Source organism: Massilia phyllostachyos, from assembly GCF_021044825.1.
Taxonomy (GTDB): domain Bacteria; phylum Pseudomonadota; class Gammaproteobacteria; order Burkholderiales; family Burkholderiaceae_D; genus Telluria; species Telluria phyllostachyos.
In genome coordinates this window covers 1,293,580-1,304,804 of the sequence record NZ_JAJNOC010000001.1, presented here as the reverse complement: position 1 = coordinate 1,304,804, position 11,225 = coordinate 1,293,580, and the positions used below count along the sequence as shown (strand labels likewise).

General features: G+C 70.6%; 11 protein-coding genes. 4 read left to right on the top strand and 7 right to left on the bottom strand.

Annotated elements, in window-relative coordinates; translation table 11 throughout:
* Window positions 1–11: 11 nt before the first annotated feature.
* Complete coding sequence (locus LQ564_RS05695; protein WP_231057103.1) at window positions 12–167, top strand: hypothetical protein; 156 nt, start codon at window positions 12–14, stop codon at window positions 165–167.
* Window positions 168–269: 102 nt separating this feature from the next.
* Here the strand turns inward: LQ564_RS05695 and LQ564_RS05690 are convergent, their stop codons facing one another.
* The 5 genes from LQ564_RS05690 to dacB all read right to left on the bottom strand — a co-directional run bounded on the left by LQ564_RS05690 (window position 270) and on the right by dacB (window position 6,546).
* Window positions 270–1,421: an amidohydrolase family protein gene (locus tag LQ564_RS05690; RefSeq protein WP_231057102.1), complete on the bottom strand. Its 1,152-nt coding sequence runs from the start codon at window positions 1,419–1,421 to the stop codon at window positions 270–272.
* Window positions 1,405–1,647, bottom strand: a complete 243-nt coding sequence (locus LQ564_RS05685; protein ID WP_231057101.1) for an antitoxin Xre/MbcA/ParS toxin-binding domain-containing protein — start codon at window positions 1,645–1,647, stop codon at window positions 1,405–1,407. Before LQ564_RS05685 ends, LQ564_RS05690 begins: the two co-directional genes overlap by 17 nt.
* A 20-nt stretch (window positions 1,648–1,667) precedes the next feature.
* Window positions 1,668–2,795, bottom strand: a complete 1,128-nt coding sequence (locus tag LQ564_RS05680) for a branched-chain amino acid ABC transporter substrate-binding protein (RefSeq protein ID WP_231057100.1) — start codon at window positions 2,793–2,795, stop codon at window positions 1,668–1,670.
* Window positions 2,796–2,885: 90 nt separating this feature from the next.
* Complete coding sequence (locus tag LQ564_RS05675; protein WP_231057099.1) at window positions 2,886–5,024, bottom strand: TonB-dependent receptor plug domain-containing protein; 2,139 nt, start codon at window positions 5,022–5,024, stop codon at window positions 2,886–2,888.
* Window positions 5,025–5,109: 85 nt separating this feature from the next.
* Entirely contained in the window at window positions 5,110–6,546 is a 1,437-nt protein-coding gene (dacB, locus tag LQ564_RS05670; RefSeq protein ID WP_231057098.1) for a D-alanyl-D-alanine carboxypeptidase/D-alanyl-D-alanine endopeptidase, read from the bottom strand.
* 141 nt (window positions 6,547–6,687) lie between these two features.
* On the opposite strand from dacB, the gene LQ564_RS05665 reads away from it, so the two are divergent.
* The 3 genes from LQ564_RS05665 (at window position 6,688) to LQ564_RS05655 (ending at window position 9,135) form a co-directional block, all read left to right on the top strand.
* The gene (locus LQ564_RS05665) at window positions 6,688–7,785 is read left to right on the top strand and encodes a sensor histidine kinase (protein ID WP_231057097.1); all 1,098 of its coding nucleotides are present in this window, start codon (window positions 6,688–6,690) and stop codon (window positions 7,783–7,785) included.
* On the top strand, window positions 7,782–8,537 hold the full coding sequence (locus LQ564_RS05660) for a LytR/AlgR family response regulator transcription factor (protein ID WP_231057096.1): 756 nt from the start codon (window positions 7,782–7,784) through the stop codon (window positions 8,535–8,537). The genes LQ564_RS05665 and LQ564_RS05660 overlap by 4 nt, the downstream gene beginning before the upstream one ends.
* A gap of 403 nt (window positions 8,538–8,940) precedes the next feature.
* Window positions 8,941–9,135 (top strand): hypothetical protein, encoded by a 195-nt coding sequence (locus LQ564_RS05655; protein WP_231057095.1) that lies wholly within the window; start codon window positions 8,941–8,943, stop codon window positions 9,133–9,135.
* Between the two features lie 4 nt (window positions 9,136–9,139).
* Here LQ564_RS05655 and LQ564_RS05650 read toward each other — a convergent pair whose 3' ends face one another.
* Window positions 9,140–10,546, bottom strand: coding sequence for an ATP-binding protein (locus LQ564_RS05650; RefSeq protein ID WP_231057094.1), 1,407 nt, complete (start codon window positions 10,544–10,546; stop codon window positions 9,140–9,142).
* Window positions 10,543–11,205, bottom strand: a complete 663-nt coding sequence (locus LQ564_RS05645; protein WP_231057093.1) for a response regulator — start codon at window positions 11,203–11,205, stop codon at window positions 10,543–10,545. Before LQ564_RS05645 ends, LQ564_RS05650 begins: the two co-directional genes overlap by 4 nt.
* Between the last annotated feature and the right edge of the window lie 20 nt (window positions 11,206–11,225).

The following is an 11,225-nucleotide window of genomic DNA, read 5'->3' as shown; positions in this document are numbered from 1 at the left end:
CGGAGGCAATCATGAGCACTGAGCAGAAACCGCACGACGCGGGGCAAGGCAATGAAACGAAGGCGGCGGACGTCGACGGCCTGAAGGACAAGAAACCGGAAGAGCTGACGCCGGACGAGCTGCGGCTGATGGCGGACACCATGCCCGGCGAAGGGCCGGGCGACTGATGTTCCTGTTCTTTTCCAATAAGCTGGGCTGCCTCGGCTCGATCCTGGTGTCCGCCGTGCTGACCCTGCTGGTGCTGCTGTTCCTCGGCGTGCTCTAGCGCGTCAAGGGGCCGGCGCCTTCACGAGCCGCCCGGCCTTCATCACGAACACCACCCGGTTCAAGGCGTCCAGGTTGGCCATCGGGTCGCCCAGCACCGCGATGATGTCGGCGTGGGCGCCAGCGTCGAGCACGCCCAGTCCCGGCACGCCGAGCAGGCGCGCACCGTGGATGGTGGCCGCCTGCAGCGCGTCGCGCGGCGCCATGCCGGCTTCGCGCCATGCGAGCAGCACGCGCCGCGCCGCTTCGCCGCGCTCTTGCGGCGCACCCGTGCCGAAGCCGGCGTCGGACCCGGCGGCCAGCGCCACGCCCTCGTCCCTGGCCTGGCGCAGGCGCTCGCCGTAGGGCGGCAGCGGCACCAGCGGCACCGACTCCTGGCGCATCCGGCGCAGCGTCTCGATCGATGCGCCCTCGCCCTGCTCGACGGCGTCGACCCCGGCCTCCAACGCACGGGCGATGCCCGCGTCGCTGGCGGCGAAGGCCGTCACTTTCAGGCGCGCCGCATGGGCTTCGGCCACGGCGGCCTGCATTTCCTCGAGCGAGAGCGCGGGCTGCTCGGCGCTGCCGTCGGCGTCGATGCGGATCAGGTCCACGCCCTGGCGCGCATGTTCGCGCACCGCCGTGCGCGCATCCTCGGCGTCGCGCACCGCGCGCCGGTCGCCGGACGGCGCGAACGACACCAGCGCCGGGCCGGAGACGAACAGGCGCGGACCGGGCACGCTGCCCTCCTCGATCGCGCGCTTGAGCGCCACGTCGGCGTAGCGCCCCGACTTGCCGAGGTCGCGCACGCTGGTGTAGCCGGCTTCGAGATAACTGCGCGCATGCGCCGCGCCGCGCAGGGCGCGCAGCGATTCGCCGACCGCGGGGCCGGGTTCGGCGCCATCCACCAGCAGGTGGGCGTGCGATTCGATCAGGCCCGGCAGCACGGTATAGGCGCGCAGGTCGATGCGGCGCGTGCCCGGCGGCACCGCGAGCGCCGATCCGATCTCCGCGATCCGCCCGTCCTGCACCAGGATCAGGCGCGGGCCCACCATCTGTCCCGCCGCGCTGTCGAAGACGCGGCCGGCGTAGATCAGGGTGGCCGGTTCGGCCGCCGCGACCGGGCCCGCCACCAGCGCGCCCGCCAGGGCCAGCAGCGCCCTACAAGGCGCGCGCATGGGCCAGCACCTCCTGTTCGCGTCCTTCGGCCACCGCCTGCGCGGGCGACTTGCCGGCCAGCGCATCGAGCGGCCGTTCCATCCACGCGCTGGCGGCATCGTCGCCGCCAAGCGCGCCACGCGCCGCGTGCATCACGGTGTAATAGGCTTGCGCCTTCTTCGACTGCTGGCCGAACCGGGCCTGCAGCGCCGCAAAGGCATCGGGAGAGACTCGCTTGTCGGCCATGGTCGGTTTCCTTGGTTTCCTTACTTGGTCACGGTGAGCAGCGAACGCTTGCCGCCCTTGAAGCCGTACAGGGTGATGGTGCCGTCCTTGATGTCGCCGCGCGCGTCGAAGGCGATCGGGCCGGTCACGCCCTTGTGCTGGATCCTGGCCAGCACCGGCAGGTATTTCGCCGGCTGCCAGGAGCCGGCCTTGACCATCGCCTCGGCCATCGTCATCACCGCATCGTAGGCATAGGGCGCGTTGATCTGGACGTCGACGCCGAATCGCTTCCTGTAATCGGCGCGGAACTTGTCGAGCGCCGCGCGCGCTTCGCCCTGCACGCCGCCGGCTTCCGCGCACACCACCTGGCCGTCCTGCATGGTGCCGCCGGAGAGCTTGTGGATCTCGTCCGAGCAGATGCCGTCGCCGCCCATCATGCGCACGTTCATGCCGAGCTGCTTCATCTGGCGCAGCATCGGGCCGGCGGTGGCGCTCATGCCGCCGAAGAAGACCAGGTCCGGTTTCGACGCGCGGATGCGGGTGATGATGGCGGAAAAATCGGTCGCCTTGTCGTTGGTGAACTCCTTGGCCACCACGGCGCCGCCCTGCTTCTGCAGGCTGCGCGAGAATTCCATCGCCAGGCCCTGGCCGTAGGCGGTGCGGTCGTCGACCACGGCGACGCGGCGCGCCTTCATCTCGCCAATCGCATAGCGGCCCAGCGCCTGGCCGAGCTGCACGTCGTTGGCGACCACGCGGAAGGTGGTGTTGAAGCCCTGCTGGGTGTATTTCGGGCTGGTGGACGAGGGCGAGATCTGCGGGATGCCGGCCGCATGGTAGATCTTCGAGGCCGGAATCGTCGTGCCCGAGGTCTCGTGGCCGACCATGCCGTGGATCTTGGCGTCGGCCAGCTTCTGGGCCACGCTGGTGGCCTGCTTCGGGTCGCCCGCGTCGTCCTCGGCCAGCAGCTGGAAGGTCACCTTCCTGCCGCCGATCGTCACGCCTTTCGCATTGAGCGCCTCGACCGCCATGCGGGCGCCGTTCTCGGTATCCTTGCCAAAATAGGCCACCGGGCCCGTCACCGCGGCCGCGTGGCCGATTCGCACCACTTCCTGGGCCGAGGCCATGCCGGCCGCCGCCAGGGCCGCCAGCAGGACTGCTTGCTTCTTCATCGATTCCTCGTCTGTTCTTTATTGCAGGTACGCCAAACGGCCCATTCTACATTTACCCGGCGCGCGCTGCATGACGATTTGCCACCACCCTCACATCGACTGTTCCCACACCAGGCGCACGGTCGGGCGCATCTCGAAGCTGGTCGTGCGCGCGAGCGGCACGGCGCCTTCGTGGACGAGACGCTCCTGGTAGCGACGCTGCCCCAGGTTGGCGACCGACAGGCGCAGGCGCGATTGGGCGCTGGCCTTCCAGAGCGCATACAGGTCGAGCTGGCGGCGCGGCCCGTCATCGCTGAAGACAGGGCTGGCGGCGCGGCTGGTGGCGCTGCCGCGATAGCCGAAGGCGCCGCCCAGGTCGATCCGGCTGGCCGGCGCCGTGTAGTCCAGGCCGAGATTGCCGCTCCATGCCGGCTGGTCCTCGATGCGGCTGTCCGGCGCCTGCACACTATCGAGTCGCGACCAGTTGCGCGCCAGGTTGACGCGCGCCGCCAGGGACCCGCGCGTGAGCCGGCCTTCGAACTCGAGGCCGCGCACGGTGGCGCCGCCGTGGTTGTCCGGCATCGCGGTCCAGACGCTATTCCGTTCGCTGATGCGGGTCAGGATGATGTCGCGGATGCGCTTGTGGAAGGCGCTGACGCTCACCATGCCGGACTTGCCGAAGTAGCGCTCCCAGGCCAGGTCGACGGCCAGAGAGAGTTCGGGGCGCAGCGCCGGGTTGCCCTGCTGGTCCGGGTTGGTGGCGCTGTTGTTGTTGTCGACCGTGTAGCGGCGCGGCATGAGCTGGACGATGTCCGGCGCCTTGTAGGTGCGGCCGACGGCGAGGCGGAACTGGTCGCGCCCACCGGCATCATCCTCGGCACGCTGCGGCTTGAACAGCGCCTGGAACACCGGGCTCCACGCCCCCGCGTCGACGTCGACCGGCGCCGCCGCATTGCCCTGCCCCGTGGTGCGCAGGTCTTCGCGGCGCAGGCCGAGGTAGGCCGACCAGCCGGCAGCCAGGTCCCATTCGTCCTGGACGAACAGGGCGCTTCTGCGCACCTCCGAACGATAGTCCTCGTCGCTGGCGAAGACCTGGGCGCCGCCGGCATCCAGGTGGCGTTCGCGCCGGTACTCGCTGCGCTCCTTGCGGCCCAGCTCCCAGCCGGCGGCCAGCGCGTGGCTACCCCCTAGTGGCCGGCGCCAGCTGCCGCTGAAGGTCCATTCGCGTTCGACCGGGCCGGAGGCCACCAGGTGGGTCTCGCGCAGCCGGTCCCGCAGGTCCATGCCCTCGTACACGAAGTCCGCCGTGCGGCGCATGTGGAAGCCCGCCAGCTTGGCGTTCAGGCGCGCGCCGCCTTCGACCTTGCGGGTCCAGGCGACGTCGGCGTAGCGGTGCAGCGGGCGCGTCTCGAAGCGCTGGCGCGCGTGCGGGAAGGGGGTCAAGGCGCCGACCTCCGTGGTTTCGCTCTCGCGCTTGACGTTGTCGACGTGGCGCCAGCGCACATAGCTTTGGGAGGTGATGCTGTTGGCCGCATCCGGCTGCCAGGCCAGGCGCGGCGCCAGTTCGGCGACGTCTTCGACCAGCTGGTCGGTCCAGCCGGTGCGGCGCAACAGGCCGGGCGCCTCCTCGGTGCTCAGGGCCGCGACCGGGTTCACGGTGCGCTTCACGGTCGCCGCCAGCGTGTAGGCAAGCGCGCCGTGCCTGCCGCTGTGCTGGGCCAGCAGCTGCGGCATCGCGTGGCCGCGCTGGAAGGCGCTGCCGGCCTTGATCTCGTTCGCGGGACCGCCCCTGGCCGGGCCGGCGCGCCGCATGATCACGTTGATGGTGCCGGCCACCGCCTGGCTGCTGGTCTCGGCGGTGGCGGCGCGGCCGATCTCGATGCGTTCGATCAGTTCGGGGCTGATCGATTCCAGCGAAAAGCCGCTCGGCGCCGGCAGGCCGTTGAGCAGGATCGCGACGTAGCCGCTGCCCATGCCGCGCATGCGGACCTGCGCCTCCTTGCCGGGCGTGGCGTCGAGCGTGATGCCGGGCTGGCGCTTCAACACCTCGGCCAGGCTGGCGTCGCCCTGGCGCAGGAGTTCGTCGCGATTGATGACGATGGCGGTGGTGGTCGACTGGGCGCGCAGGTCCGCGCCGGCGGCGCTGACGACGACCTGCTGCATCGGTTCGGCGCTGGACTGGGCATGGGCGGCGGCCGGCGCCGCGAGCAGCAGCAGCGCGGCAAGGCTGCCGGATCTGGAAATTCGCATGGTGGTCAATCAGGTGAGGTGGAAAGACGTGCGGTCAGCCGCGCCAGGCGATGCGCCGGCGGCAGGCGCGCAGACGTGGCCGCCGTCATGGCTCGCCCGCCCCGCCGGCGGCGACCCAGCGGATCAGGCTATCCAGCACCGATCTGCCGTCCTCGAGCCGGGGATCGTTGACGAAGGCCGCCACGATCCAGTCGCGTCCCGCGCGGTCGCGCACGTATCCCGACAGCGCCGCGGCGTCGCGCAGCGTGCCGGTCTTCAGGCGCGCGCCGCTTGGCGCGGGCAGGTCCTCGAGGCGCTTGCGCATGGTGCCGTCCAGGCCCGCGACCGGCAGGCTGGCGGCGAACTCCGGATACCAGGGACTGGCCACGGCCGCGCGCAGCAGCGCGGATAATTGGGCGGGGCTGATGCGCTCGATGCGCGACAGGCCGGAGCCGTTCTCGATGACGATGCCGGCCGGGTCGACGCCCTGCACGGCAACCCAGTCGAGCACGCGCCGCCGCGCGCCTTCGAGTGTCGGCACGCCGGGGGCATCGTTCGCGGTCGCGCCCAGGGTCAGGTAGACCAGGCGCGCCTTGACGCCATCCGAGCGCTTGTTGACCGTGCGGATGGTCTCGCCCAGGGTCTCGAACTGGCGCGCGGCCAGCAGGGCCGCCCCGGCCGGCGTCCGGTCTTCGCGCACCCGCCCGCTCCACTGCCCGCCCAGCTCGCGCCACAGCGCGCGCACCAGGCGTTCGAGGTAGAGGTCGCGCTCGAGGGTGGCGAGATCGATGGACGCCGTGCAGTCGCGCGGAAAGCCGCCCTCCAGCACGATGCGCACGGCGCCGCCGGCGTCCCGCTCCACCCGCGGCCGGCGCCATCCGGCTTGCCAGCCGGTGCAGGGCGTATCGTTCGGGATCAGGCGGTTCACCACCGTCACCCCGTCCAGCGGCGGGGTGGTCCGCACCGCCACCGCAGTGGTGTTCGAAGACAGTGTGTAGGTGACCAGGTAGTCCGACACGTTCAGGGCGTCGGGGACCACGTTGTAGGCGGCGTCCGGGGTATCGTCGAAGGGCGGCGCGGCGACATCCGGGCGGGCCGGCGCGAACAGCGAGCGGTCCAGCACCAGGTCGCCGGCGATGGTGGCGATGCCCTTCATGCGCAGTTCGCGCAGCATGCCGCCCAGGCGCTCCCAATCCAGGTTCGGATCGCCCCCGCCGCGCAGGTACAGGTTGCCGGCGCCGTCGCCGTACAGCGCGGTGGTCCAGCGATACGCGGGGCCGAGCGCATCGAGGGCGGCCAGCGTCGTCACCTGCTTCATGGCGGACGCCGGATTGAAGAGGCGCCCCGCCTGCCATGCGTGGCGGGGCAGTTCCGGGGACAGCGGCGTGACCTGGAAAGCCAGCGCGCTCGCGGGCAGTCCCTGGCGCGCCAGTTCCTGCGCGACCGGTGGCGGGACGGCGTCGGCGGCGCGGGCGCAGGCCCAGGCGGCGGCCAGGCACAAGGCGCCGGCGCCGCGGATCACGTGGTGGAGGGGCAGCAGCATGGCGGCTTTCGGAGTCGGGACCGGCCCATTGTGCGCAGTCCCGCGCCGCCCCGTGCACGGCGTGTGACGAATGCCCGCATCGGTGTGACGGCCGGCTCCCGGGCACCGTTTTGGGGCCGGGCGCGCTGCTATACTTTTCGGATGACGCAGCTCCTTCACCGCATCCCCTCCTCCGCCAGGATCGTCCTGTCCGTGCTCGTGCTCTGGACCGCGATCAGCGTGCTGGGCGCGCTCCAGACCTACAGCGACAACCTGCGCGCAGGCCTGGACAGCCACTATCCGGCGCTGCTCGCGACCTGGTTCGTCGAGTACGCGGTGCCGCTGATCGTGCTGAGCTGCGGCATGTCGCTGGCCCTGGCGCGCTGGCCATCCCTGCTCGACCGCCCGCGCAACGTCGTGTTCCTGTTCGCCGCGCTGGTGCTGCTGTTCCAGCCCTTGCAATGGACCTACATGGCCTGGCAGCGCGACTACCTCGACCTGGCCAGCCTCGACGACGCGAGAAAACTCCTGATGAAGATGCTGCTGGTGGGCTGGTTCTCGACCACCGGCACCTTCGCCGCCGTCCTCGCCTTCTTCTATTCGCGCCGCGCGAAGGAGCGCGAGCTGGCCTGGCAGCGCTCGCAGACCGACATGCTCAACCTGCGCCTGGCGCTCGAGGAGCAGCGCATGCTGGCGCTGCGCGCCCAGCTCGAGCCGCACTTCCTGTTCAATGCCCTGAACGCGATCAGCGCCCTGGTGCGCAGCGGCGACAAGCCGCTGGCCCTGAACGGCGTCCAGCTCCTGAGCGACCTGCTGCGCTACGTGCTCTCCGCCAGCGCGCGCAACACCGCCACCCTGGCCGAGGAACTGCGCTTCGTGCAGGATTACCTGGCGCTGCAGCGCCTGCGCTACGGCGAGCGCCTGCAGGTGCACGTGGACGGCGCGGACCGCCTGGACAGGATCGCCTGCCCGCCGCTGCTGCTGCAGCCGCTGGTCGAGAATGCGCTGCGCCACGACCTCGAATGCTGCGAGGAGGCCAGCGACATTCGACTGTCCTTCGTCCGCGAGCACGGCGCCATGCTGGTGCGCGTATCGAATCCCGCCCGCCGCGGCGTGAAGGCGAATCCGGGCGCGGGACTGGGTTTATCGAACACCCAGGACCGCCTGCGCCTGATGCACGCCGAGGCGGCGCTGCGCGCCGGCTTGCAGGGCGAGCGCTTCGTCGCCGAGATCCGCCTGCCCTTGCCGGGACCGGCATGAGCATCCGCTACCTGATCGTCGACGACGAAATGCCCGGCCGGCTCAACCTGCGCCTGGCGATGGGCGCGCATCCGGCCTGGCAGCTGGTGGCGGAATGCGGCGGCGCGGCGGCGGCCAGGACGGCGCTCGCGGCGCAGTCGGTAGATGTGGTCTTCCTCGACGTCCGCATGCCGGGACAATCCGGCCTGGCGCTGGCGCGCGACATCAGCCGCTTGCCGGAGCCGCCGCTGGTGATCTTCGTGACGGCCTACAGCGAACACGCCATCGACGCCTTCGAGGTGCACGCCCTCGACTACCTGCTCAAACCCCTCGACGATGCGCGCCTCGGCCAGGCCGTCGAACGCGCCGCCGCCATGCTCGAGCAGCGCCAGCGCGAAGCCTACGGCGCGGCGCTGCGCCGGTTCGTGGAGACAGACGAGAAGGATAAGCGGCCGTTCGAGACGATCAGCGTGCGCTCGGTCGGCCGCATCGAGCAGGTCGCGGTGGGCGACATCCTGCGCATCGAATCGGCGGGCAACTACGTCGAGCTGCGCCTGGCGCAGCGCACGGTGCTGCACCGGATGCCGATCAGCCGCCTGGAAAGCCTGCTGCCGCCGGGCGACTTTCTGCGCGTGCACCGCGGGACCATCGTGCGGCGCGCGCAGATCGCCAGTTTGGCGAGCGGCGACGGCGGCTACAGCCTGCGGCTGCGCAATGGCGACATGGTGGCGGTCAGCGAGCGCTATGTGGCGGCGCTCAAGCTGGCGATGTGACAATTCGATAGAATCGCGCCCCGCGAAGTCTTGTATGCTGGCCGGCTTATCTAAAAAGAAAGAGGGTCCGGCGTCACCTGGCGACCCTCCAGCATCCGGAGAGACCACCATCAAACCCTATCCGATCCGGCGCGTCGGGCGCGCAGCGCTGGCTGTCATTGTCCTCGTCGGCGCAGCCCCAATGGTAGCCGCCCAGCTCCCTGCACCTAGCCGCACCATCTACAAGTGCCAGTCCAACGGGAAGGTAAGCTATTCGGACGAACCCTGCCTCGGCGCACTGCGTCTGGACGCCACCCCAACACGGGGCGTCGATCGCCTGTCAGGCAAAAGCAGGATCGGGAGCGACGTCGCCGGAGAAATCCGAACCGAGCAGTTTGCTCAAGCGCTTCATCCCTTGACCGGCATGACAGCGTCCGAGTTCGCCACGGCATCCCGCCGCCAGCGCCTGAACGCGGAAGCGCAGCGCGACTGCCGCATCCTGGAATCGGCCATCCTCGAATCGGAACAGGCGGAGCAGCGCATGCGCGCGGCGATGATCGAATCGGTCCAGCAGGACCTGCTCATCCTGCGCAAGCGCTACCGCAGGCTGGGCTGCTAGAAGTTCAAGCGGTCACCGGAACCGGGAAGGTGACGGTGGCCGCCAGGCCGCCCAGGCGTTCCGACTGGCCGAGCGCCAGGGTGGCGCCGTGGCGTTCGGCGATGGCCTTGATGATGGCCAGGCCCAGGCCGCTGCCGGCGGCTTCGCTGCCGGCCACGCGGTAGAAGCGGTCGAACACGCGCTCGCGCTCGTCCGGCGGGATGCCGGGGCCGCTGTCCTCGACCGTGACGCTGACGCGCGCGGCGCCCTCCACCACGTCGCTCTTGACCGAGATGTCGGCGGTGCCGCCGCCCGGCGTGTACTTGATGGCGTTGTCGACCAGGTTGCGCAGCAGGATCTGCAGCGCGTCCGGCTGCCCTTCCACGCTGGCGGGGTCGGCTTGCTGGATCCCGACGTCGACGCCCTTGGCGGCCGCCACCCCGGCCAGGTCGGCCACGGTGCGGCGCGCCAGGTCGGACAGCTCGACCGGGCTGGTGACGGCGCCGCCGGCGGCGGTGGCTTCCTGGCGCGCCAGCACCAGCAGCTGCTCCACCAGGCGGGTGGCGCGGTCGATGCCGGCGGTCAGGCGCGACACCGCCAGCTTGCGCGCTTCCAGCGACTCGGCGCGCTCCAGGCTCTGGGCCTGCAGGCGCAGCGCGGCCAGGGGCGTGCGCAGTTCGTGGGCGGCGTCGGCGACGAAGGTCTGCTGGGCCTCGAAGGCGGTCTTCACGCGGCCGAACAGCAGGTTCAGTTCCTGCACCAGCGGACGCACCTCGTCCGGCAGGCCGGTGTCCGACACCGGCGACAGGTCGTCGGCCGGGCGCGAGGCCACCTGCGAGCGCAGGCGCGCCACCGGCTCCAGCGAGCCGCTCACGACCCACCACACCACCAGCATCAGGATCGGCATCATGACCGCGATCGGTCCCAGGATGCGCAGGGCCAGGTTGCCGGCCATGTTGCGGCGCACGGCCAGGTCCTGGGCCACCTGCACGGTCTGGTTCGCGGTCTGGATCGAGAACACGCGGTAGGTGGTGCCGTTCGACTTCACGTTGGAAAAGCCCAGCACCGCGCGCTGCGGCAGCTTGGCGCGCGAGACGCTGTGGAACACCTGCACCCCGTCGGGGGACCACATCTGCACCACCATGTCGTCGCTGTTGGCGCCGCCTTCGGCGCCGGCTTCCGCCCCGGGGGTGGGGTTCTCGGCGGCCTGGGCGGCGATGCGCTCCTGGGCCTCGGTGTTCGACAGCGGCGTGCCGGAGCGCAGCGACAGCGCCATCTGCTGCATGTGGTAGTCGAAGATCTGGTCGGCGTCGTGCAGCGCGGTGCGGTAGGCGATCGAAGCCTGCGCCAGGGCCGCGAGGGTGATCGCCGCCAGCAGATACCACAGCAGCCGCCCACGCAGCGAGTGCGTGACCCTGGGCCGGAAATTCATGCCTTCGGCACCATGTAGCCGACGCCGCGCACGTTCTGGATCAGGTCACTGCCCAGCTTCTTGCGCAGGCCGTGGATATAGACTTCGACCGCGTTGCTCGAGACTTCGTCGCGCCAGCTGTACAGCTTTTCTTCGAGCTGGGCGCGCGACAGCACCGCGCCGGGACGCGCCACCAGCGCTTCCAGCACCGCCCATTCGCGTGCGGAGAGCGCCACCGGGGCGCCGTCGACCAGCGTTTCGCGGGTGGCGGGATTGATGGAGATGTTCTTGTACTCGAAGATCGGTTCGGCGCGCCCGGCGGCGCGGCGCAGCAGCGCGCGGATGCGCGCCAGCAGCTCGTCGAGGTCGTAGGGTTTCAGGACATAGTCGTCGGCGCCGGCGTCCAGCCCGGCGATGCGCTGGGCCACCGAGTCGCGCGCGGTGGCGACCAGCACCGGCGTGCGGTCCTTGCGCGAGCGCATCGAGCGCAGCACTTCCAGGCCGTCCTTGCGCGGCAGGCCCAGGTCGAGCAGCACCAGATCGTAGTTCTGGTTCTGCAGCAGGGCAGTGTCGGCCATCTCGCCGTCCTTGACCCAGTCGACGGCGTAGTGCTCGGCCCGTAACAGGTCGAGCACTACTTCGCCGATCATCGTATCGTCTTCCACCAGCAGTAGCCGCATGAATTCCCCGTTCTTGAAAC

What these genes read in the sequence shown, in the direction of transcription:
- LQ564_RS05660 (WP_231057096.1), top strand. Translation starts at nt 7,782, where the DNA reads ATGAGCATCCGCTACCTGATCGTCGACGACGAAATGCCCGGCCGGCTC.
- LQ564_RS05690 (WP_231057102.1), bottom strand. Translation starts at nt 1,421, where the DNA reads ATGCGCGCGCCTTGTAGGGCGCTGCTGGCCCTGGCGGGCGCGCTGGTG.
- LQ564_RS05645 (WP_231057093.1), bottom strand. Translation starts at nt 11,205, where the DNA reads ATGCGGCTACTGCTGGTGGAAGACGATACGATGATCGGCGAAGTAGTG.
- LQ564_RS05685 (WP_231057101.1), bottom strand. Translation starts at nt 1,647, where the DNA reads ATGGCCGACAAGCGAGTCTCTCCCGATGCCTTTGCGGCGCTGCAGGCC.
- LQ564_RS05675 (WP_231057099.1), bottom strand. Translation starts at nt 5,024, where the DNA reads ATGCGAATTTCCAGATCCGGCAGCCTTGCCGCGCTGCTGCTGCTCGCG.
- dacB (WP_231057098.1), bottom strand. Translation starts at nt 6,546, where the DNA reads ATGCTGCTGCCCCTCCACCACGTGATCCGCGGCGCCGGCGCCTTGTGC.
- LQ564_RS05695 (WP_231057103.1), top strand. Translation starts at nt 12, where the DNA reads ATGAGCACTGAGCAGAAACCGCACGACGCGGGGCAAGGCAATGAAACG.
- LQ564_RS05680 (WP_231057100.1), bottom strand. Translation starts at nt 2,795, where the DNA reads ATGAAGAAGCAAGCAGTCCTGCTGGCGGCCCTGGCGGCGGCCGGCATG.
- LQ564_RS05655 (WP_231057095.1), top strand. Translation starts at nt 8,941, where the DNA reads ATGACAGCGTCCGAGTTCGCCACGGCATCCCGCCGCCAGCGCCTGAAC.
- LQ564_RS05665 (WP_231057097.1), top strand. Translation starts at nt 6,688, where the DNA reads ATGACGCAGCTCCTTCACCGCATCCCCTCCTCCGCCAGGATCGTCCTG.
- LQ564_RS05650 (WP_231057094.1), bottom strand. Translation starts at nt 10,546, where the DNA reads ATGAATTTCCGGCCCAGGGTCACGCACTCGCTGCGTGGGCGGCTGCTG.